Here is a 23,087-nt window from a genome sequence, read left to right as displayed (position 1 = left end):
GGGAATCCGAATGTTTCTGGTTGCTCGCATTTCTTCGTCGATCCGCGGCAAACTTCTGATCATGCTGGTTGTGATCACGCTCTGCCCGATTTTTGCCGTCGGCTACCTGCAGTACAGAAACGCTGAAAAAGCCGTATACGATTTGACGGTTGCGGATCTGCAATACCAGACCTCGCTTATCGCCAAGGAACTGTACGCTTATACCCAAAGCAGCAATCCAAACGGTGCAGACTTGGAAAAGGTGGACGCGATTGTCAAAGACGTTGCCGAACGTTATTACAAGCCGAACGGAATGAACGGATACGCGTTCATTCTCGACCCAAAAGGCATTGCGATCTTCCATCCCACGCAGAAGGGAAAGGATCTGAGCGGAGAGATTTTCTTCCCCCAAATGCTCAAGCAAAAACGGGGCTGGATTGAATATGTTTTTCAGGGAAAATCGAAACTCACCGCCTTCGAGACATTACCAAACGGTTGGATCCTTGGCATTGGCAGCTATACGGACGATCTCTTGCAGCCGATCAACAAAAGCAAGGTGATGACACTTGTCATCAGCTTGATTGCGTGCGTTGCAGCTCTGTCTGTCGGAAGTTTGGTCGTCCATCGCGTGACCGAACCGATCCGCGCGCTGGTGGGAGCGATGCGGAAGGCCGAAACGGGTGATCTGACCGGGCGAGTGCCTGTGAAATTGCGGGATGAACTGGGGCAACTCTCTGCCATGTACAACGAAATGATGTCGGTTTTCCGCGATATGATAAAAGACGTGCAGCATGTTTCCGAGCAAGTTGCCAGTGCTTCCGAAGAATTGACCGCCAGTGCCACGGAGAGCGCGCGGGCATCGGAGCAAATCGCGGCTTCCGCTTCCGAGATCGCCGCCGGTTCGGAGAAGCAAAAACATTCCGTCATGGAAACAACCTCGTCCCTTCACCGCATCGGTAGGGATATCGAACAAATCGGCATGTTCATGCAAAAGGTGAACGAAGATTCCCAAGCCGCCCAGCAATACGCCCATAATGGCGAGAAAACGCTGCAGGAACTCGTTGTGGAGATGAACGACATCACGGCCAAAGTCAGCCAAACGCAAGGCGTGGTCAAAGAACTCGGCGAACGTTCGGAAGCCATTTTGGGAATTATCACGGTGATTCGCGAAATAAGCGCTCAGACGAATTTGCTGGCGCTAAACGCCGCGATTGAGGCGGCGCGCGCCGGTGAACAAGGCCGCAGTTTTGCCGTTGTCGCCACAGAGGTGCGGAAGTTGGCCGAAGAATCGGGAAAAGCGGCGGAAGAAATCTCCGGCTTGATCCTTTCCATCAACGACGAGATTAAGCAAGCGGTTGTGGCGATGGAGGAAACCAGCGGAACCGTCCAACAAGGCCGTGACGACGTGTCGGCGGTCGGCCAGGCATTCCAGCACATTCTGCGGGCAGTGGACGATGTCAGCAATCAGGTCTTTAATATGAACAACTCGATTCAGGCGATCGTTAAAGACACGGAACAAATCGTGAAAAATGCCGACTACATTTCCCATCTGGCGGAAGTGGCGGCAAACGATACGCAGGAAGTGGCAGCTGCATCCGAACAGCAGTCGGCAACCACGCAGGAGATGACGGCGGCTTCCGAAACTCTGGCACAAATGGCGGAAAAGCTGGCGGAGATGGTAAAACGGTTTACGATCTGAAGCGGAAAATAACCGTTGCATCTGCCGAAGAAAAATAACCGGCGTTCCTCCTGAATAAGATATGGCAGGACGGTATCCGAGCAGGATTTGCCTGAGCAAGTCGGTCTTGCAGAACATTGCCGGCAGACGCTTTTCCGGGTGCCGGTAAGGAGGAAGAGCCATGTTCGTGCATGTGGTGAAACCGGGAGAATCCCTTTTTTCCATAGCGGAACTGTATGGGGGAACGGCTGAACGTCTCCGGGTGGCAAACGGTTTGGAGGGAGACCGGCTGGTGCCGGGGATGAGCCTCGTAATCCCTGCCGGTCCTCGCTGCACGCTGCGGACTTGCAAAATTCAAGCGGGGGACACCCTGGACACGATTGCGAAGCGGCTACGTGTACCGCCGCACATCATCAGGGCTGTCAACGGCAGGCTGGATGAACAAAATCTGGCCGCTTACGAAACGATTTGGGTGCCTTGTCCGATTCGCGGCGAAGAATCGGTGGAAGTCAACGCGTTTATGGTCCCGACCGGCAGCGGTGTCGATGAAGAGATGCTTGCGGAAACCGCCGACTGCCTCACCTATGTGTCATTTTTTCACTATCCCGTCCGACCGGACGGAACCCTGTCGGATTTGCCCGATGAAAAAGCGATCGCCAAAGCGAAGGCGGAAGCAATCGCGCCGTTGCTCACCGTTACGAATTTTGACGGAACCCGTTTCAACTCCGATGTGGCCCGTGCCGTTACCGAAAACCCGGCTGTCCGGGGAAAAACCGTTTCCAACCTGCTCTCTCTTGTGCAAGCGAAAGGCTACAGCGGGATCAATGTCGATTTTGAGCACCTGTATCCGGAAGACCGAGAACACTATAACGCATTTGTCCGGGACTTGACGGAAGCTGCCAAACTTCGTCAAATTCCGGTTGTGGTCTCGATCGGCCCCAAGATGTCCGACGATCCCCGCAATCCCTGGACAGGCGCTTACGATTACCGCACACTCGGGCAGTTGGCGGACCGGGTGATCCTGATGACCTTTGAGTGGGGGTGGGTGGGAGGTCCCCCAATGGCGATCGCCCCGCTGAACATGGTGCGCCGGGTTCTCCATTACGCGACCGCTGTGATCCCGCCCGCCCAAATATTGATGGGCATGGCGTTATATGGGTATAATTGGCCCACCCCTTACGAGAAAGGGAAGCGGGCGACGGGCATTTCGCCAAAAGCGGCGGTGGAGCAGGCGATCCGCACAAACGGTCACATTCACTTCCATACGGCGGCTGCCGCCCCGATGTTTACCTACCGGGGACCGATGCAGGAAACCCGTCAGGTGTGGTTTGAAGACGCTCGCTCCGTTTTGGCGAAATTTCATCTTGTGTGGGAGATGGGGCTTGCGGGCGTCAGCTATTGGATGCTGGGCCACCCGTTTCCGCAAAACTGGACGCTGCTCAGCGGTACGTTTGACATAAGGAAGATGGAAGAGTTTTCGGATCTCGCCTGATGCGCGTGGCTGTCGCAGCGGCCCACATATGGCCCACATATGCGCCTTGACAAAACGGTGGTCGTCTGCGTATACTAACAAGCGGATGTACGAATTCGACAAAATGTTACGGCAAATGCGTTGACAAGGAGCAGTATTCGATCCCGTTCTTCCCAGAGAGCCAACGGAAGGTGCGAGTTGGCAGGAACAGACGAAGAAACTCGCCTTTGAGCAGTTACAGGGAACGGAGTACCTGTGACCGGGTTGTCCCCGTTAAGAACCTCGAGCGGACAGTGTCGCCGCCGGACGGCGATTCTTGTCTAATAGGGTGGTACCGCGGGAACCAGTGATGTTTTTCCAACCTCTCGTCCCTAGCAGAAGGCTTTGGGGTGGGAGGTTTTATATTATAATCTCCGCTATATTTGCGTTTCGGGTCTCCCAAAAGCGCTTGGGAGTTCCCGGACGGAACCTTCGTTTCACTTTTTGGGGAGCGATTCATTGGGGGGCTGTCAGATGAGCGAACGAAAATACGTGCCTGCTGAAATCGAGAAAAAATGGCAGCAGGCATGGGAGGAGTCCGGTGTCCACAGGACAGTCGAATCGACCGGAAAACCTTATTTTTATTGTCTGGAAATGTTCCCGTACCCTTCGGGGCGCCTTCATATGGGACATGTCCGCGTGTATTCCATCGGCGATGTGGTGGCGCGTTTCAAACGGATGCACGGCTTCAACGTCCTGCATCCGATGGGATGGGACGCGTTCGGCATGCCGGCCGAAAACGCGGCGATCAAGAACAAGAGCCACCCGGCTCCCTGGACGTACGACAATATCGCGTTCATGCGCAACCAGCAAAAAGAACTGGGCGTTTCGTACGACTGGTCCCGGGAAGTGACGACTTGTTCGCCCGATTACTACAAGTGGACCCAGTGGTTGTTCCTGCTGTTCTACGAACGGGGGCTCGCCTACAGGAAAAAAGGGGCGGTCAACTGGTGCCCGGAATGCGCCACCGTGCTTGCCAACGAGCAGGTGGAAGACGGCGGTTGCTGGCGCTGCGGCACCGAAGTGGTGAAAAAAGACCTGGAGCAATGGTATCTGCGGATTACCGACTACGCGGAACGGTTGCTGAACGACCTGGACAATTTGCCGGGCTGGCCGGAACGCGTCAAGACGATGCAGCGGAATTGGATCGGCAAATCGACCGGTACGGAAATCATCTTCGGGATCGACGGGCACGACGGATTGCTGACCGTATTCACAACCCGCCCGGATACGTTGTACGGGGTCACGTATCTGGTGTTGGCCCCCGAACACCCCGCTGTTGAACGAATCACCGGAAAATCCGGGAAAAAGAACGAAATTCACTCGTTTGTCGAAGAAGTGCGGAAAAAATCGGAGATTGAGCGCACCTCCGAAACCGCGGAAAAGATCGGAATGTTCACGGGCGAATACGCGATTCACCCGAAAACCGGCGACCGCATCCCGATTTGGATCGCCAACTACGTGTTGCCGGATTACGGAACCGGTGCGGTGATGGGGGTGCCCGCCCACGACCAGCGGGACTTCGAATTCGCCGCAAAATACGGTTTGCCGGTCAAAGTCGTCATACAGCCGAAAGACAAGCCGCTGGAACTGCCGTTGCAGGCCGCTTACACCGACGAAGGCGTGCTGGTGGAATCCGATGCATTCAACGGGTTGGACAATCTGGAAGCGATCGACAAGATCTCGGAAAATCTGGAACGGGAAGGAAAGGGAAAGCGCACCGTTTCCTACCGTCTGCGGGACTGGCTGATCTCCCGCCAGCGGTACTGGGGATGTCCGATTCCGGTCGTGTATTGCGAGAAGTGCGGAACGGTTCCCGTTCCGAAAGAGGAGTTGCCGGTGCTGCTGCCGGAAGAAGTGCAGTTCGAGGTGGCGGGCAAATCGCCGCTTGCCACAAACGAGTCTTTTGTCAACACCGTATGTCCTTCCTGCGGCGGAAAAGCAACCCGGGAAACGGACACGATGGACACGTTCATCGATTCGTCGTGGTATTATCTGCGGTACGTTTCGGCCAAGAAAAGCGACGGCCCGTTCGATACGGAGGCGGTGAACCGCTGGCTGCCCGTCGACAAGTACATCGGCGGAATTGAGCATGCGGTGCTGCACCTGCTGTATTCCCGGTTTTTCACCAAGGTACTGTACGACGCCGGGCTGGTGAATTTTGAAGAACCCTTCGAAAGCCTGCTGACGCAGGGCATGGTGATCAAAGAAGGCGCCAAGATGTCGAAGTCCAAAGGCAATGTCGTTTCGCCGGAAGACATTGTGAACAAGTACGGAGCCGATACGGCCCGCACCTTTATCCTGTTTGCCGCTCCGCCCGACCGCGATTTGGAATGGAGCGACCAGGGGGTGGAAGGAGCCTACCGGTTCCTCGGCCGCGTATGGCGCCTGGTCGATACACACGCCCATCTGTTCGCCAACCGTCCGGCGGCGGATGTTGCAACCGGACCGGCCAAGAAGCTTTGGCAGCAGACCCATTTTGTCATCAAGAAAGTGACGGAAGACATCGGGGAACGCTACCAGTTCAACACGGCCATTTCGGCGATCATGGAGCTGGTGAACGGCATCTACAGCTATCCGGACGGCGCCGACATCGGAACCAAACTCGACGCGATTGAAACGGTAATTTTGCTGCTGGCGCCGGTCGCGCCGCATATTGCGGAAGAGCTGTGGCATATGATCGGGCACCGGGAGAGCGTTCATCGCCAAACGTGGCCCGTATACGATCCGGCCGCGCTGGTACAGGATGAAATCGAATATGCGGTACAGGTGAACGGCAAATTGCGCGACCGCGTGGTCGTCTCGAAGGACGTGACGGAAGACGAGCTCAAAGCGCTTGTCTTGGCGCAGGAGAAAGTAAAAGAACAGGTGGCAGGCGGCACCGTCAAAAAATTTATCGTCGTGCCGGGCAAACTGGTCAACATTGTCGTTGGCTGACCCCGGACAGACCCCTTTTCGGCAGTGCAAGCGCGAATCGCGTTTGCACTTGTTTGTGGGGAAAGCCCCGCAAAAACGCTTACATTCGCTTACAGGGCTCTCTTTCTTACGGCTGTTACTGGCCGGCTGTTACCGGCGGTTACGGCTGCCCCGGCGCTCGGCCACGGTTCTTGTCGTGATGGCGTTCCATCGCTAGGCGAATCAGTTCGTCCAGCAGTTGGTCATAAGGAATGCCGGTGGCTTCCCATAACTTCGGGTACATCGAATAGACCGTAAAGCCGGGGAATGTGTTGATCTCGTTGATCAGGAAACGGTCCGTCTTGCGGTCAAGGAAAAAATCGACCCGCGACAGCCCCGATCCGTCGATGGCCCGGTACGCCCGGATCGCCATTTCGCGGACTTCCGCCATTTTATCGGCGGGAAGATCGGCCGGGATGATCAGATCGGATGTGCCGTCGACGTATTTGGCGTTATAATCGTAAAAATCGGCTTTCGGGATGATCTCGCCGGCAACCGACGCGCGGGGTTCGTCGTTGCCGAGAACGGCCACTTCGATTTCGCGGGCGTCAACGCCTTCTTCCACAACGATTTTTCGGTCGTGGCGGGCAGCTTCGTGCATTGCCGCAATCAGACTTTGCCGGTCCCGCGCTTTCGAGATGCCGACGGAGGAACCGAGATTTGCCGGCTTGACGAAACAGGGGAAACCGAGTTTGGCTTCGATCTCGTCGAGGATCGGATCAGGTTCTTTCTCCCAGCGGCTGCGCAGATATACTTCATATTTGCATTGCGGAAGCCCCGCATGGGCAAACACGGCTTTCATCACCGCCTTATCCATGCCGACGGCGGAAGCGAGCACCCCCGCTCCGACGTAAGGGATATCCATAAGTTCGAACAGCCCTTGCACCGTTCCGTCTTCGCCATAGGGACCGTGCAGGACGGGAATCACCACGTCCAGCGACTCGCCGATCCGGACGGGCAGGGTCGGACCGGGGGCGATGTTTGCCGGAAGATTGGCTTGGGCGGTTTGAGCAGACGCAAGCAGTGTTGAGGGAATTTCGGCGCCGAGCGCCTTGTACGACTCGATTCCGACGTGCCAGATCCCGTTTTTTGTAATGCCGATCGGTGTGATGTCATATTTATCGGGATTGAGGTTTTCGATGACAGAACGGGCGGAATTGAGGGACACTTCGTGCTCGCCCGAACGGCCTCCAAACACGACGCCAACACGGATTTTGTCAGACAAACAAGTCACTCCTCTCCTGATATGAAAAACAAAAAGCCCCACAGTGGAGGCTTTGTCTATTTGGTTTCGCCGTCCGTCGTCGAAAGGTGTTTCAGCTTTTGGCGGAAGTGCCTGTATTCTTCAAGACACTCCGGATAATCTTCGAAGAAAAGCACCAAGCTTTGCAAACTGTCCAACGTGCTTGGGCTGACATGATGTTCGATGCCTTCCACATCCTTTTCGATGGTCGCCTCGTTCACGCCGAGCATTCGCAGAAACCCTTCCAGCATTTTATGGCGTTGCTTCATCAAACGTCCCAACTGCTCACCGCGGGGAGTCAGGATGATGCCGCGGTATTTCTCATAGGTCACGTAGTTTTGTTCGTCGAGTTTCTGAATCATCTTGGTGACGGAAGAAGGCTGTACGGCAAGGGACGAAGCGATGTCTGAGACGCGGGCATACCCTTTTTCTTTCATCAATTCATAGATTTTCTCCAAATAGTCTTCCATGCTGGGTGTGAGCATCCCGCTTCCTCTCTTTCAATCCTATTCGGAACTATTGTACTATGGAACCTGATCTTCTTGCAAATTTGAGACGGTTGGGGGAAATTTCAAAAAAAAATTCGGCATGCCGGCAGGGTTCCCCCGTTTTGTAGCGAAATGGAAAAATCGGGGGGCATTTGACGAGGTGATTCCATGTTTCGGTTGACCAGACGGGAACAGGTGATTGTGACCGGCTTTCTGGTTCTGCTTCTGGTTGCATCGGGGGTCTACATGTACGGACGTCCCGTCCCGGTTTCGCAGGTTCCGCTCCCGAAAGCGGACATTCAGGGTCAAACGGACGGAGCGACAAGCGGCAAACAAGAGCCAGTCCCTGCAAAACCGGCCGCGGAAATCAAGGTCGACGTGAAAGGGGCGGTTCGAACGCCCGGCGTTTACACATTGCCCGCCGGCTCCCGCGTAACCGACGCCATTCAGGCGGCGGGAGGAATCAGCGAGCAGGCCGATCTGCAATCCTTAAATCTGGCGCAGAAACTGCCGGACGGGGGGCTTGTAAACGTACCCGTCCAAGGGGAGCGTGCAGCCGGCGGAAAAGGGTCCGCCAATCCGGACGGAAAACTCAACATCAACACGGCGACGGCTGAGCAGTTGGACGCTTTAGAAGGAATCGGATCGACGAGAGCGAAAGCGATTGTGGAATACCGGGAAAAACACGGTCCCTTTCAATCGGTGGACGATTTGCAAAAAGTGAAGGGATTTGGTCCGAAGCTGCTCGAAACGATCAAGGACAAACTGACAGCCTATTGAATCATCGCTTACGCAACGGGGAGGAGATCAAATGACAGAACGCAAATGGGGACTTGAAACATTATCCGTACACGGCGGACAGGAACCGGATCCGACGACCGGTGCGCGGGCGGTTCCGATCTACCAAACCACGTCTTACGTGTTCCGCGATACGGAGCATGCGGCAAAACTGTTTTCCCTGGAGGAGCCGGGCAATATCTACACCCGGATCATGAATCCGACGCAAGACGTGTTTGAAAAAAGGATTGCGGCATTGGAAGGCGGCGTCGGCGCCCTTGCCACTTCGTCCGGACAAGCGGCGATCACTTTTGCCATTTTGAACATCGCGGGACCGGGAGACGAGATCGTCTCTTCCACCAATTTGTACGGGGGCACCTACAATCTGTTCGCGGTTACGCTGAAGAAACTGGGAATCGAAGTGAAATTTGTCGATCCTGCCGATCCCGAAAACTTCCGCCAAGCGATCACCGACCGGACCAAGGCAGTGTACGCCGAAACCATCGGAAACCCGCGCATCGACGTGCTCGATATTGCGGCTGTCGCCAAACTTGCGCATGATGCGGGAGTGCCGCTCATTATTGATAATACGTTCCCGTCTCCTTATTTGTGTCGGCCGATTGAACACGGGGCGGATATTGTGGTGCATTCGGCGACCAAATTTATCGGGGGTCACGGCAACTCCATCGGCGGCGTAATCGTCGACGGCGGAACGTTTGACTGGACCAACGGCAAGTTCCCCGGTCTGGTCGAACCGGATCCGAGTTACCACGGGATTTCGTATACGGAAGCGCTGGGGAATCTGGCATTCATCGTGAAAGCGCGTGTGCAACTGATGCGCGACATCGGTGCCGCCATTTCGCCGTTTAACTCGTTTTTGCTGTTGCAGGGCCTGGAAACGCTGCATCTGCGGATGGAGCGCCATTCCCAGAACGCGCTGGCGGTCGCCCGGTTCCTTGAAAATCATGAATGGGTCAGTTGGGTGAACTATCCGGGCCTCGAGTCGAGTCCGTACCACAAGCTCGCCCGTCAGTATCTGCCGAAAGGCCAAGGCGCGATGATGACCTTCGGGATCAAAGGGGGCCTTGCGGCGGGGCGGAAATTTATCGATTCGCTGCAGTTGTTTTCCCATGTCGCCAACGTGGGGGATTCCAAATCGCTGGTCATTCATCCGGCAAGCACCACCCATCAACAGCTGACGGAAGAACAGCAGCGGGCCACCGGCGTTACGCCCGACATGGTGCGTTTGTCCATTGGAACGGAAACGGTCGACGACTTGATTTACGATCTCGACCAGGCGTTAAAAAAGAGTCAGGCCTAGTACACCAAGTACCGGTTAGCAAGCGGCAACAGGCGGGGGGCGGGAAGTCCCCCGCACCGCATTGCCGTTTGTCGATACCGGCTTTGCTTCCGTTCTCCTCCTATCTCAGGATCGCATCATTTACTATCTCTCCTCCGGTTACTTAAAACCTCTCCCCCGAAAGGAAAGATCCTTTTGCGGCGAATTCTCCTTCATCTTACCCTCCTTTTTTTGACAGGCATTGTGTTGGCCGGTTTTGCCCCCCGGTTCGATCCGGCCGGTCTGATGGTGATGCTGGTGGTGTTTGCGGCGGCTGTCGGTGCCGCGTTATTCGCGTATGCACGCCGGAACCGGCCTTTGCCCGCAGGCTTGCTGGCTGTCTTTTTCATAACGGCCGGTTTTCTTTACAGCCATTCTTATCTGTCGTTTCGTCCGAACCTCCTGCAACCTTTTTACGATCAGCAAGTTCAGGTTTTCGGCGTGACGGAGGATTCCCCGGTTTTTCGCAACGGCAAATGGCAATATACCGTTTCAGTCGAAGCGTTGATCGCGGAAGACGGACGGAAAGTGCCGCTGAAAGACCGGATTCAGGTTGCGGATTCCCGGGAAAACGGGCCTCCCGCCTACGGCGACAGGGTGGCGATCCGCGGCCTGCTGCTGGAGCCTTCCCCTCGGCGCAACCCGGGCGGATACGATGACCGGGAATTCCTGGAACGCCAGGGGATTCACGCCCGAATCGCGGTCAAAAGCGACGAATCGGTGCAGAAAACCGGCTCCAAGACCACTTTGTACGGCCTCACTGTTGCGCCGCTTCGCGAACACATCCGGAACGTGTTGAACAGGCTGTTTCCGCCGGGCGAAGCGGAATTGGCCGGAGGCTTGGTGATCGGATTCCAATCGGAGTTGCCGAAGGAATGGAAATCCGCTTTTCAGATGTTAAATGTGACGCATATTTTGGCTGCTTCCGGCATGAATGTCGGGTTGATCGCCGGTTCGCTGTTTTGGCTGGCGAAGCGATTCCGTCTGGCGAAGCGGATTGCCGACCCGGCTGTGATCGGCACCATTTTTCTGTATACGCTGGTCGCCGGAGCGGGGCCTTCGGTTGTACGGGCCGGATTGATGGCGGCGCTTGTCATCGCGGGAGCGTCTTTAGGGAGAAAAATCGACCTTCCGACAACGGTCGCCGTCGCTGCGCTCGTTGCCTCTCTCGGGAATCCGGGGATCCTTGCCGACATCGGGTTTCTGCTCTCCTTTATCACGACTCTCGGATTGTTTTTGCTGACTCCCCGCCTGACGCCGTTGATCAGCGGTCCGGAGTGGGCGCGTTCCGCCGTTGCCGTCACTCTGGCCGCGCAGATTTCTTCCCTGCCCCTTCTGATCTACTATTTCAACCAGCTTTCCCCGTTTGCGCTGCTTGCCAATCTGTACATCATGCCGCTCACCTTCTTGCTGGTGCCCCTGGGATTTGGAGTGATCGTGTTGGGGGCTTTGCACGTCTGGCTTGCCTTCCCTTTTGTCGGTGTTTGCCGGCTGCTTTTGTGGTTGTTGGTCAAACCGGTCGTTTGGCTGGCGGAAGCGACCGCCGGCTGGACTTGGACGGTCCCCAGCCCGCCGCTTTGGGGAGTCTGGCTTTCTTACGGCTTAATGTTGATCGTCTTGTTTCGGCAGCAACTCCGGGCTCACTGGTCGCGCTTTCAGGTCTGGCGGAGCGTGTGTTTGCGATTTGCCGGCTTGCGGCTTGTCGACGGTTGGAAGCGGCGGTGGATGGCGGGAATCGCAGGCGCGGCGATTGCTTTGTCGACGGCGTGGCTCTGGCCGTCTTCCGAACTGCGCGTCACGTTTCTCGATGTCGGGCAAGGCGACAGCGCTTTGATCGAAACGCCATCGGGGATCGCGATACTCGTCGACGGCGGCGGGGTTCCGTCCCATGTGCGGTCTGATTTTGATACGGGTGAACAAATTGTGATCCCGTTTCTTCGGCATCGAGGGGTGCGGACGATCGATTACATGATTGCTACCCATGCGGACGAAGACCATGTGGGCGGATTGGTGACCATCGCCGAAAAAATGGAGGTGCAAAACCTGATTGTGTCCGGTTATTACGATGCAAGCCCCGCCTTCCGGCAACTGCTGCAGGTCGCCCACCGCAAGGGAACCGCGATTTACGAATCCAGGGCGGGACTCGGGTGGGAACTGGAGCCGGGAGTCCGGTGGCGTTTTTTGAATCCCGCCGGGATTCGAACGGGAACGCGGAACGACCGAAACGCCAACTGCATCGTTTTTGAACTGCAGTACGGAGACCGTTCGTTTTTGTTCACGGGAGACGTGGAAGGGCAGGTGGAACCGGAGCTGTTGCCCGATCTTCACCCGGTGGATGTGTTGAAGGTCGCCCACCATGGCAGCCATTACTCGACGACGGAAGAGTTTGTGCAACGGGTCCGGCCCCAATATGCCGTCATTTCGGTCGGCAAACGCAATGTTTACCATCATCCTCACAACGAGGTGCTGGAGCGGCTGGCGAGTGTCGGGGCCCGGGTGCTGCGAACGGACCGGCAGGGCGCCGTTACGGTGACCACAGACGGGAAGAGTTTGCGGGTTCAGCCTTTTGTGCAAGGTGAAAGGCCCCATTTTTCGATAAAAAAATGGTTACCCTTGCGAATAAGACCCTTTTTTCCTTGAAATTCTAACTACGGACGAACAGTTTGCCAGCCGGGTACGACAAGCGGACCAAACCGGTTCCGTTTCGGTCCTGCAGCCGATCGACGGGCGCCGGAAGGCGACCTGCGTCGTAACGGAACATATGGATATCGACTTTGCCGATGATGACCAAAATTCAAATTCGGCGACGCATGATATTTTCCGGAATGATGGCAGACAAGCTTCCGCCGGAATGGGATTTAGGGAGGTTTTGGTTGATATGAAAAAATGCTTCGCCTTGATTGCGACTTTCAGTGTTTTTGCAGCATTGGCGCTGCAACCCGTACCTTTGCGGGGAGAGAAGCCGACTTCCGGAAAAGGCTGGGGCACATGGACACAGATTAAAAAATTAAGCTATTAAACTCTCTACCCGGAATGAAGGCGGCAACCGGCGAATAGAATCGTCATAACAAGCTGTACCGTCAGGTACGGCTTGTACCCTTGGGAATGTTGAACTTGCGTGAACGGATTCAATCCGTCGTTTGATTTGCGATTGGCCGGGAGGGTGACGGGAATGACCAGGAAAATTCCGCTTTTTGCAATGTTGCTGGCGGGGGTGCTTGCCGCCGTCCTGTTATATGCAAGAGGTTCTGACAGCGGACAAGCATATCCCCGCGATCAGCGGGAACGGACCGTGATTTCCGCCATTCGGCAGCAATTTCAGGGGATAACGGAAAATGACGTCCGCTTCGGAATATGGACTCCTCTGCCTTTGTCGGGTCCGGTGTTAACCCGGGAGGAACGTGAACGGGAACTGTCCGCCATCCGGCAGGAGACGGCTGTGGCCGAACAGCGGAAAAATCAAGCGGAAGAGGGAATTGCGGACAGCGAGCGGGCGATCCAGGCGGTGCAAAACGATTTTGATCACGGGCGGTTGACACGCGCCGACGCGGACATGCTCCTGCAGTTGTTTCGGGACAGAATCGACAAGCACAGAAAAATCGCCGACGAATCGCAACAGCGGATCGCCAAGCTGCAGGCCCGCCAACAGGAATTGACCGCTTACAAAGAACCGGAGCCGATCGTGTACGCGCAGGCGGAAATCGATACGGGGCTGGTCACTCACAAGATGACCGTTTTTTACAATACCTCGCGGGAACGACTGCTGACGGACGAAGAAGTGCTGCAAAATCCGGTCGCATCCCGGGTGAAAACACAACATTCGACAGTCCCTTCTATCCGCGCCGTAAAAAGTGTCCTTTACACGTGCGGCATCTGGTTGGCCGTATGGATACCGGCGAACGGGATTGCGGCTTACTTTGCGGACAGAAGAAGCAAAAAAAGGCGAGCCGCTTTTCATTGACGGCTGCCTTATTATACTATCAGTTTGGAATTATTCTTGAGAATAATTTTCAATGTCAAGTAAACGTCCGAAATGGACAATGATAAGCGTTCTCGCAGAAAAATAACCGATATTCTTAATTTTTGCTTTATTTTCTTTCTTTTTCATGGTATTCTGATTTCAGAAATTCTCGCCTTCACATGCTGCCGTCACCTAGACGGCAGCATGTGCCGTTTTTGGGATGTTGATTTTAGTTCTCAACGGTTTACCCCCTTTGCAATGAAAGGAGATGGAGGGCATGTATCACTTGGAAAAATCATCTCTGCTGCAACCTGTCTTTCGCCCGGAACCTCCCGATTCCCGGCAAAGAAGCCGGGTCCGCTCCCTGCTCCGGCATGGGGAGGCGATTGCGGCAGCCTGCAGCGGGGGACTCATCGCCTTGGCTTGGTTCTTGCAGGAAAACCACCCGGATTTGGCGGTTGGCTGTTTTCTTTTGGCGTATGGTATCGGAGGATTCGCAAAAGGGCGGGAGGGGCTTTTGACTCTCGTCAAAAAGCGCGAAATCGACGTAAATCTGCTGATGCTGGCCGCTGCGGCGGGGGCGGCGGGCAGCGGATACTGGACGGAAGGGGCGATCCTGATCTTCATTTTTGCCGTCAGCGGCGTGCTGGAAAAATATGCGACGGAGCGCAGCCGCCGCGACATCTCTTCGCTGGTGCGGATGAAACCGGAAACCGCCTGGCTTTGCGAAAACGGAAAAGAGCGGCAAGTGCGAATCGAACGGTTGCGGGTCGGAGACACTGTCATCGTCAAGCCGGGAGAAAGGATTCCCGTCGACGGGGTTGTAAAAGAGGGGATTTCGTCAGTCAACCAGGCGCCGATTACGGGGGAATCCGTGCCGGTCGACAAGGCAGCCGGCGACGAAGTTTACGCCGGCACGTTAAACGGCAACGGCTCTTTGCTGATTGAAGTGACGCGCACCAGCGAGTACAGCCTGTTTGCCAAGATTATCCGCCTGGTGGAAGAAGCGCAAAACGAAATGCCGAAAACGCAGGAGTTTATCAAGCGTTTTGAAGGGATTTACGCAAAGACGGTCATCGTTGCAACGCTGATGTTGATTGTGGTTCCGCCTTATCTGCTCAAATGGGGATGGAATGAGAGCTTTTACAAGGCGATGGTGTTTCTCGTGGTTGCTTCCCCCTGCGCGTTGATGGCGTCGATCATGCCGGCGACCCTGTCGGCGATGTCAAACGGAGCGAGAAAAGGGATCTTGTTTAAAGGCGGCGCCCAACTGGAACACATCTCGCGGATCAAGGCGGTCGCTTTTGACAAGACGGGCACATTGACCGAAGGGAGCCTCCAATTGACCGACCTCGTGCCGCTGCAAGAATACAGCCGGAAGGAACTGCTGCGAATCGCCGCGTCGATCGAAAGCCTGTCCGAACATCCCGTCGCAAAAGCGATCGTCGGCGAGGCGCTGCGGCTTGGGGTGCCGACGGAACGCCCTTCCCGGCTGCAGGCGGTTACGGGGCAAGGCGTTGTGGCGGAATTGGACGGAGAAGTTTGGAAAATCGGCAAGCCTTCGTTTATTGAACGGGAACATCTGGACAGCGAGGCGCTCAGTGCCATCGAGCGCCTGGCGCTTGCGGGCAAAACGGTGATCGCGGTGGGCAATGCAAAAGGCGCGGCAGGACTGCTGGCGGTTCGGGATACCATCAGGCCGCAGGCCAAGAAAACGGTTGCCCGGCTCAAGGAATTGGGAATCCATACGACGATGCTGACCGGAGACCGGCAGTCGGCGGCCGAAGCAATGGCGGCGGAAGCGGGGGTCGATGCCGTTTTTGCCGACCTGATGCCGCAGGACAAAGTACGGAAGGTGACCGAACTAAAAGCGAAATACGGGGAGGTGGTGATGGTCGGCGACGGCGTTAATGACGCCCCGGCGCTGGCAAGCGCCACGATCGGGATTGCGATGGGAGCCGCCGGAAGCGATGCGGCCATTGAAACGGCGGATGTTGTCCTGATGAAGGATGACATTGAAAAAATTCCTGTTGCAATTTTCCTTGGAAAAAGAACACAATTTATTATCAAACAAAATATTGTTTTTTCATTGGCTGTGATTGTCTTGTTGATCGTATCCAATTTTGCCCAGGGCATCTCGTTGCCGCTGGGCGTTGTGGGACATGAAGGCAGCACCATTCTCGTCATTCTGAACGGGCTGCGTCTGCTGAAATAATTTTGAATACGGGAGGAGCTTATGCCGCAGACAAAACACGTGGAAAAACACTTCGAAGCCCCCGACATGGTCAGGGATATTGTAATTGGTATGGCGGACGGACTGACGGTTCCGTTTGCTTTGGCGGCCGGTTTGTCGGGAACGGTCAGCACGACGGAACTGGTCGTTATTGCCGGTCTTGCCGAAATTGCCGCTGGTTCCATCGCAATGGGGCTTGGCGGATATTTGGCGGCTCGGACCGACCGCGAGCATTATTTGGCGGAGTTGGAACGGGAACGGCGCGAGGTGATTGAACTGCCCGACAGGGAGCGGCAGGAAGTGGCCGACATTCTGCTTGAGTGGGGGATGCCGGAAGAAAATGTGCCGGCGGCCGTCGACGCGATCAGTAAAAATCCCGATCGTTGGGTCGAGTTCATGATGAAATTCGAACTGGGACTGGAAGAACCGGAACCAAAGCGGGCTCGCAACAGCTCGCTGACGATCGGGCTGTCGTATATTGTCGGCGGGATGATTCCACTGTCGCCTTATTTGTTCATTCAACGGCCGCAGACGGCCCTCTTGGTGTCGGTGATGGTGACGCTGGCAGCGCTGTTTGCGTTCGGGCTGATCAAGGGAAAATTCACCGGCACCAATCGGTTGAAAAGTGCCTGGCAAACGACTCTGGTCGGCGGTTTGGCGGCCGGTGTCGCATATTTGGTCGCAAGATGGATCGGGTAACGATCCGGGTGAGGGTGCACCCGGATTTTCTTTATCTTGGATTGGAAAAATTCTTTTTTTAAATGGTTTGTGAAAAAAGTAGCAATTTTTTGGTACACATAAAGCTGGAGTATGCTATAATAAAGTAGGTACATTTTTTCACAAAGTATGTCATTCAGTCGATGCATGCATCGCGGCGATTGTTTGAACACTAACGGCAGTAATACTGAAGGTGCCGACTTCAAGGGGGATGTCAAATGGCAAAAATTTTGGTTTTGGGTGCTGGATACGGGGGAATGGCCGCATCCGTGAAGATGCAGAAAGCCCGTATCCCGTTTACGATTATCAATAAGCATACCTACCATTATTTCACCACCTTGCTGCATGAACCGGCAGGGGGACGCAACGATTTCGAACCCTACTATGTGGAGATTTCGGAAGTGTTGCACGGTCCGGAAGCGACAATCGTAAAAGATGTGGTTACCGCCGTCAAACCCGACGAAAAAAGGGTGATCGGGGAAAACGGCGAATATGCCTATGATTATCTGATTTTCGCCCTTGGCAACGCACCGGAGTTTTTTGGAATTCCCGGACTGAAAGAACACAGTCTGCTGTTGCGGAGTCTGGAGACCGCCAAGGAAATACGCAGCCATATTGAAAATATGTTTGCCGCCTATGCGGTTGACAAGGATCCGGCACGGCTGCGCATCGTCGTGGGAGGTGCGGGGCTGACCGGCGTCGAACTCTGCGGCGAACTGGCCGAATATCTGCCCCATCTCGCAAGCAAATACCGGATTCCCGATTCCGGGATCGAGCTGATCAACCTCGAAGCGGCGCCTACGATTTTGCCGATGCTGGATCAGCGGCTGCAGGAGACGGCGCTCTATGTCCTGACCCAAAAAGGCGTGCAGGTGCGCACCAGCGAAAAAATCGTCCGGGTTGGGGAGAACGAGGTGGAATTGGCGACGGGCGAGAAAATCGAAGCCAAAACGATCATCTGGACCGGCGGCGTACGGGCCAATCCGCTGCTGGCCGAGGCCGGATTCGATTGCGATCCGCGCGGTCGCGCCAAAGTCAACGAGTTTTTGCAATCGGTGGATTACCCGGACATCTTTGTGATCGGCGATTCCGCATGCTTTATCGGGGAAGACGGCCGTCCGCTGCCGCCGACCGCGCAGCTTGCAGGACAGATGGGCGAACATGTGGCGGAGAACATCAAAGCGCTTCTCAACGGGCAACCGATGCAAAAATTTGTGTTCAATTACATGGGAACCCTGGCGTCAATCGGTTCCGAAGTCGGCGTTGGCAACGTGAAAGGGTTCAAAACCAGAGGCGTTACGGCCTCGCTGATGAAGGAAGCGTCAAAAGCGAAGTGGCTGATCAATCTTGGCGGATTCAGCCTTTTGGCAAGAAAGAGCAGGCAGTTTACCAGGTCTTATTAAATCTTTATGAGCAGCAAAGCCGTGCTTTCGTTGTGAAAGCGCGGCTTTTTGGGAGCTGTGGACGATGTTATACAAGGAAATCATGCAGGAAATCAAAAAAGGGATAATCCGCCCCGTTTATCTGCTGTACGGCAGCGAGCAATTGCTGATCCGGGAAGCGGTGGAAGCGCTGGAGCAGGCTGTCAGCCCGGGCGACTCCCTGAACGTGTTGCGGTTTCACTGTGACGAAACGCCGATTCAAATCGCGGTGCGGGAAGCGGAAACGCTGCCTTTTTTAAGCGACAAGCGGCTGGTGATTGTACAGAACGCCACGATGTTCACGGGAGCCAAGCCCTCCCGCGGCGACCACGATTTGGACGAATTTTTGCGCTATCTGGAAAATCCGTCTCCCACTTCCACGCTGATCTGCACCGTATTTGCCGACAAGTTGGACGAGCGGAAAAAAATCACGAAAGCCGCCCGTAAGCACGGAAAAGTGGTCGCGTTTTTACCGCTGAAAGAACAGGAGCTGCAGGATTGGATTTTGCTGCGCTGCCGCAAGAACCGGGTGTCCATCACACCGGGAGCCGCCGCCAGATTGCTGTTGATGTGCGGCTCCAACCTGGCGTTTCTCGCCACGGAACTCGACAAGCTGGCTTTGTACGCGGGAGAGGACGGGACGATCGACGAGGATGCGGTCAATCTGCTTGCTTCGAAAACCTTGGAGCAGGACATATTCGCGTTTGTCGATGAAGCCGTCCGCATGCGGACCGAACACGCGCTGCGGAAGGCGGGGGATTTGCTCAAAAACAAGCAGGCTCCCGTTTATCTTTTGTTTATGATCGCCCGGCAAATCCGGATCATGTTGCAGATGAAGATCCAAAGCGCCGGCGGGCTGACGGCGCAGCAAATCGCCGCCCAAATCGGGATCCATCCCTATGCCTGTAAAGTGGCGGGCGAGCAGGCCAAGCGATACTCGCGTCAGGAGTTGGAGGCGCTGCTGGCGGAACTCGGGGAAATCGACCATAAGATCAAGACGGGAAAAATCGAAGACCGGCAAGCGCTGGAAATGTTTTTGTTGACGATGCCGCGCAAGGTGAAAGGGATCGTCTAAAGGGGTGCAGGTGCGGGGATGGTGGCTGCCCCTGATCAGGCGGGTGCACCTGAGCGCCCGCATTGAAAGCGGATGCAGGGGGAGGGCATGCGGAGTGCGAATCCGGTTGCCGCTGTTGGGGTACCTTAAGCGTATACGGAGTTGGGAGGTGTTGCGTGTGGCGAGGAATCGCAACCGCTTGCTTGTTCCGGAAGCCAGACAGGCGCTGGATCGCTTGAAATGCGAAGTTGTAAAGGAGTCTGTCAATTCTCCGGACGTCTCCTGCACCATCCATCCGAACGATATCAAGTACGCGGCCGCCCGGCAGGTGGGAGTTCCGCTTGTGAAGGGAGACAATGGGGAGTTGACCGCCCGGCAGGCCGGAAAAGTCGGCGGTCAGATGGGGGGAGCAATGGTTCGTCGGCTTGTGGAAATCGCCCGGCAGCAATTGGCCAAGCAAGATCAAGAGGGAGCGCATCGCGAATCGGAAATCACAAATTGAAAACGAAATCGAAGACGCCCCGGTGAAACGGGGCGTTTTGCATATCATCTTGCATATAAAAGGATTTAGGCACCCAGTTTGTTGAATTTCTTCGTCAAACGGGATTTTTTGCGGGCGGCGGCATTCTTATGGATAATGCCCTTGGTAACCGCTTTGTCAAGCGAACGAGAAGCTTTTCGGAGCAGTTCTTTTGCATTGTCGAGATCACGGTTTGCAAGAGCGGCTTCGAATTTCTTGATCGCTGTACGAAGGGCGGATTTCGCCGCAGCATTGCGAAGGGTACGGGTTTTGGCAGTCTTCACCCTTTTGATCGCGGATTTGATGTTCGGCACCCTGTTCACCTCCTTACAGCACAGATACGATCCTTTTTAAACGGACAATGGATATTGTAGCATGTGGAATGGCACAGTGCAACTGCAATTTGAATAGCCGTCCCCAATCTTGAGAAACTTTACGTTAAGAGAAGAAGTTTGGAGGGAGCGCGGATGGGTTACGACACGGAAGGAAGCGACTGGGCGGGGTATTCGGTCCGCACGGATCTGGCAGTCGAATCGCATCAACTGGCGGGGGAGGTGCAGGGAACTCCCGAAATCCCCGGTGTCGAAACAAGCTCTTATGAGGAAGAAGGAATCCGGGTCACGAAAATGCGCGTGAGGGACGAGAACGGTGCCCGCATGATCGGGAAGACGGTGGGGAATTACCTGACCTTCGAAGTGCCGGGGCTTCGCCAGAAAGATCCGGAATTGCAAAGCAAAGTGGCGCAGCGGTTCGCGGAGGAACTTCGCGCTTTCCTGAACCTGCCCGACCAGGCCAAGGTGTTGATTGTGGGACTGGGAAATTGGAACGTCACTCCTGACGCGCTCGGTCCGCTGGTTGTCAAAAAAGTGTTTGTCACCCGGCATTTGTACAGCCATATGCCGGAACTTTTGGAGGAAGGGTTTCGTCCGGTGGCTGCCGTTTCGCCGGGGGTGCTTGGAATTACCGGCATTGAAACCAGCGAGATCGTTCGCGGGATTGTGCAAAACACCGAACCGGATCTGGTGATTGCGATCGATGCGCTGGCTTCTCGCTCGTTGAATCGTGTGAATACGACCATTCAAGTCGCGGATACCGGAATCACGCCGGGGGCCGGGGTAGGCAACAGACGCAAGGGGCTGAACCGGGAAACCCTCGGCATCCCGGTTGTGGCCATCGGAGTTCCCACAGTGGTGGACGCCGTGACGATCGCCCACGACACGATCGACCTGCTGATGAACCACATCCGGCAGCATGTCCCCGGAAACGCGTGCGCCCAGCTTTTCGACAACTTCAACGACCAGGAAAAGCGGCAGTTGATTCACGAGATTTTGCAGCCGCTCGACCAAAATCTGATGGTGACACCGAAGGAAATCGACCAGTTTATCGACGATGTCGCGACGGTAGTGGCCAATGGTCTCAATATGGCACTCCATTCTTCGATTACGTCGGAGGATGCGCCGATGTTTTTGCACTGAGCGGGTCAATATGCGGTGTTTTCATTTGACTTGCAGTGTGCGGAGCCGGTTGATCGCTGCGGCAACCTCCAATTTGCGCGGCAATGCGAAATCGCCGGGATGTTTGCCAAAGTAGGGGGAGATCACGTCCAGCCCCTTCTCTTCTATCTCCCGGTAGAGTCGTTCGACAAGCGCCGCAAGCGGAGTGGAACCGTCAGCCAACCGATTCGCGATATAGCGAATCATATACGCAATGGCACGGGTTTGACCGGGATCGACCAGTTGCTCAACGAACGACAGATCGATCTCGCTCGTTCCGTAAACGATCTTCTTTAATCCTTTTATGTCCACTTTTTCCTTGTTCCCACGGTAGGCGTTGAAGCTTTGGCGGCCGATGATGCGATTTGTCACCGCTCCGAATTTCTCTCCGCCCTCCGGCTGCCGCTTTTGCCGGATTCTGTTGGAAATTTCCTTCGCTTTTGCCGTAACGTCGACCGGCCGGTATTCATCCAGCATGATCACATGGTCTGCCACGTCAAAATAATCCCCCGATCCGCCCACGACCAGAATCGTCGACACGCGATACTCCTCGTAAAGTTGCCTGACCTTGTCGATAAACGGGGTGATCGGCTCTTTCTCTTTGCCGACCAACTCCTGCATGCGGGCGTCGCGGATCATGAAATTTGTCGCGCTGGTGTCTTCATCGATCAGCAACACCCGGCTGCCCATCTCCAGACATTCCATGATGTTGGCCGCCTGCGAGGTGCTGCCGCTGGCATCTTCCGTCGAAAATCGGGCCGTATCCTTTCCGAACGGAAGCCGGTTGATGAACGGGGAAATGTTGACGTTCTCGACTCTTCTTCCGTCTTCCGACCGGATTTTGCAGGCTGTGTGACTGGTAATCACGTATTCCCGGCCGTCCCCGGCAATGTGATTGTAAACGCCGCGCTCGATGGCCTTCAGCAAGGTGCTTTTTCCGTGGTAGCCTCCGCCGACGATGAGCGTCACGCCTTGCGGAATCGCCATACCGCGAAGCGGTTCCGAATGGGGGATCGGAATTTCGATCTCAAGCGAAGCGGGAGATTGGAAGGCGATCGCTCCCTTCCCTTTTAACGGACGGTTGCTGACGCCGCTCTCCCGCGGCAGGATGGAGCCGTTTGCCACAAAGCAAATATAGTTGTGCCGATCCAAATACTCGCGGATTGCCGCCTGTTGATCCGCCAACTGCAAATGCCGCAGCAAATGGCTGCGGTCCAAGCGGAAGACCGTCTCTTTTATCAAATGCGGAATGTCTTCGCAAAGCATTTGTTCGGCCTGTCTCCCCAATACGGTTCTGCCTGCCGCCGGGAGTCCCGCCGACAAACGGAACTCCAGCTTTCGGGGAGTGACTTTCACGGCGGTTCTGGGCAACACTTCCTGGCCCGGCGTGTCGATGAACAGCAATCCGCTGTTGCCGGTTCCCCTTTTGTTTTGGGGATGGAGTCGAATCCGGCGGGCCGCCTCCCGCGCCAGGAAATCTTCAAACGCCACCTTTCTGGTTTGCGGCTGATACCACTCTTCCGGATATCCCGCGATCTCTCCGGACATTTCCACCCGAACGCGGGAAGGGGCCGCGAACGGATCGCCCTGAACGTAGTCGATGTGGAGCAGGAACCCTTCCCCTTCATATTCATATGTACCTTCGATCTGTTTGTAGGCTTTGTATCCTTTGCCGTCGATCTGGCGCAATATTTCCCGCAAACGCTCCAAAGCAAACAC

At 55.5% G+C, this 23,087-nt stretch carries 18 protein-coding genes and 1 other annotated feature; of the genes, 14 read left to right on the top strand and 4 right to left on the bottom strand.

From position 1 onward, the window contains the following. Positions 1 to 10: 10 nt before the first annotated feature. The 3 genes from AC4ED1_RS04030 (at position 11) to leuS (ending at position 6,104) form a co-directional block, all read left to right on the top strand. On the top strand, positions 11 to 1,678 hold the full coding sequence (locus AC4ED1_RS04030; protein WP_490936133.1) for a methyl-accepting chemotaxis protein: 1,668 nt from the start codon (positions 11 to 13) through the stop codon (positions 1,676 to 1,678). Positions 1,679 to 1,838: 160 nt separating this feature from the next. Next, complete coding sequence (locus tag AC4ED1_RS04025) at positions 1,839 to 3,149, top strand: glycoside hydrolase family 18 protein (RefSeq protein ID WP_490936132.1); 1,311 nt, start codon at positions 1,839 to 1,841, stop codon at positions 3,147 to 3,149. A gap of 111 nt (positions 3,150 to 3,260) precedes the next feature. Beyond that, positions 3,261 to 3,504 (top strand) — a binding site (T-box leader). 137 nt (positions 3,505 to 3,641) lie between these two features. Next, on the top strand, positions 3,642 to 6,104 hold the full coding sequence (leuS, locus tag AC4ED1_RS04020; RefSeq protein WP_490936131.1) for a leucine--tRNA ligase: 2,463 nt from the start codon (positions 3,642 to 3,644) through the stop codon (positions 6,102 to 6,104). Positions 6,105 to 6,243: 139 nt separating this feature from the next. On the opposite strand, the gene AC4ED1_RS04015 is transcribed toward leuS, so the two are convergent. After that, positions 6,244 to 7,347 (bottom strand): D-alanine--D-alanine ligase, encoded by a 1,104-nt coding sequence (locus AC4ED1_RS04015; protein WP_490936130.1) that lies wholly within the window; start codon positions 7,345 to 7,347, stop codon positions 6,244 to 6,246. Positions 7,348 to 7,403: 56 nt separating this feature from the next. After that, a complete protein-coding gene (mntR, locus tag AC4ED1_RS04010) occupies positions 7,404 to 7,850 on the bottom strand; it encodes a transcriptional regulator MntR (RefSeq protein WP_490936129.1) in 447 nt (148 codons plus the stop codon). A gap of 171 nt (positions 7,851 to 8,021) precedes the next feature. Here mntR and AC4ED1_RS04005 point away from each other — a divergent pair, with 171 nt between their 5' ends. From AC4ED1_RS04005 to AC4ED1_RS03960, 10 genes are all read left to right on the top strand, one after another. After that, positions 8,022 to 8,633 carry a helix-hairpin-helix domain-containing protein gene (locus tag AC4ED1_RS04005; RefSeq protein WP_490936128.1) on the top strand — a complete coding sequence of 204 codons (612 nt, stop codon included), beginning with the start codon at positions 8,022 to 8,024 and terminating at the stop codon, positions 8,631 to 8,633. A 31-nt stretch (positions 8,634 to 8,664) separates the two neighbouring features. Then, the gene (locus AC4ED1_RS04000) at positions 8,665 to 9,951 is read left to right on the top strand and encodes a homocysteine synthase (protein WP_490936127.1); all 1,287 of its coding nucleotides are present in this window, start codon (positions 8,665 to 8,667) and stop codon (positions 9,949 to 9,951) included. 174 nt (positions 9,952 to 10,125) lie between these two features. Continuing rightward, entirely contained in the window at positions 10,126 to 12,609 is a 2,484-nt protein-coding gene (locus AC4ED1_RS03995) for a DNA internalization-related competence protein ComEC/Rec2 (protein WP_490936126.1), read from the top strand. A 121-nt stretch (positions 12,610 to 12,730) separates the two neighbouring features. Continuing rightward, positions 12,731 to 12,988: a hypothetical protein gene (locus tag AC4ED1_RS03990; RefSeq protein ID WP_490936125.1), complete on the top strand. Its 258-nt coding sequence runs from the start codon at positions 12,731 to 12,733 to the stop codon at positions 12,986 to 12,988. A 153-nt stretch (positions 12,989 to 13,141) separates the two neighbouring features. Continuing rightward, a complete protein-coding gene (locus AC4ED1_RS03985) occupies positions 13,142 to 13,930 on the top strand; it encodes a hypothetical protein (protein WP_490936124.1) in 789 nt (262 codons plus the stop codon). 277 nt (positions 13,931 to 14,207) lie between these two features. After that, positions 14,208 to 16,145, top strand: coding sequence for a heavy metal translocating P-type ATPase (locus AC4ED1_RS03980; RefSeq protein WP_490936123.1), 1,938 nt, complete (start codon positions 14,208 to 14,210; stop codon positions 16,143 to 16,145). A gap of 21 nt (positions 16,146 to 16,166) precedes the next feature. After that, positions 16,167 to 16,862, top strand: a complete 696-nt coding sequence (locus AC4ED1_RS03975) for a VIT1/CCC1 transporter family protein (protein WP_490936122.1) — start codon at positions 16,167 to 16,169, stop codon at positions 16,860 to 16,862. Between the two features lie 236 nt (positions 16,863 to 17,098). Continuing rightward, positions 17,099 to 18,283 (top strand): NAD(P)/FAD-dependent oxidoreductase, encoded by a 1,185-nt coding sequence (locus AC4ED1_RS03970; protein WP_490936121.1) that lies wholly within the window; start codon positions 17,099 to 17,101, stop codon positions 18,281 to 18,283. 64 nt (positions 18,284 to 18,347) lie between these two features. Further along, entirely contained in the window at positions 18,348 to 19,376 is a 1,029-nt protein-coding gene (gene holA / locus AC4ED1_RS03965; protein ID WP_490936120.1) for a DNA polymerase III subunit delta, read from the top strand. Positions 19,377 to 19,533: 157 nt separating this feature from the next. Then, on the top strand, positions 19,534 to 19,857 hold the full coding sequence (locus tag AC4ED1_RS03960) for an alpha/beta-type small acid-soluble spore protein (protein ID WP_490936119.1): 324 nt from the start codon (positions 19,534 to 19,536) through the stop codon (positions 19,855 to 19,857). Between the two features lie 65 nt (positions 19,858 to 19,922). On the opposite strand, the gene rpsT is transcribed toward AC4ED1_RS03960, so the two are convergent. Continuing rightward, positions 19,923 to 20,189: a 30S ribosomal protein S20 gene (gene rpsT, locus AC4ED1_RS03955; RefSeq protein WP_490936118.1), complete on the bottom strand. Its 267-nt coding sequence runs from the start codon at positions 20,187 to 20,189 to the stop codon at positions 19,923 to 19,925. A 153-nt stretch (positions 20,190 to 20,342) separates the two neighbouring features. On the opposite strand from rpsT, the gene gpr reads away from it, so the two are divergent. Then, entirely contained in the window at positions 20,343 to 21,350 is a 1,008-nt protein-coding gene (gene gpr, locus AC4ED1_RS03950) for a GPR endopeptidase (protein WP_490936117.1), read from the top strand. Positions 21,351 to 21,371: 21 nt separating this feature from the next. Here the strand turns inward: gpr and AC4ED1_RS03945 are convergent, their stop codons facing one another. After that, complete coding sequence (locus tag AC4ED1_RS03945; protein ID WP_490936116.1) at positions 21,372 to 23,087, bottom strand: ABC-ATPase domain-containing protein; 1,716 nt, start codon at positions 23,085 to 23,087, stop codon at positions 21,372 to 21,374.

Source organism: Effusibacillus sp. SKA8 (assembly GCF_058273125.1).
Note: the sequence above shows the minus strand (reverse complement) of the source record. Positions and strands in the feature narration are given on the sequence as shown.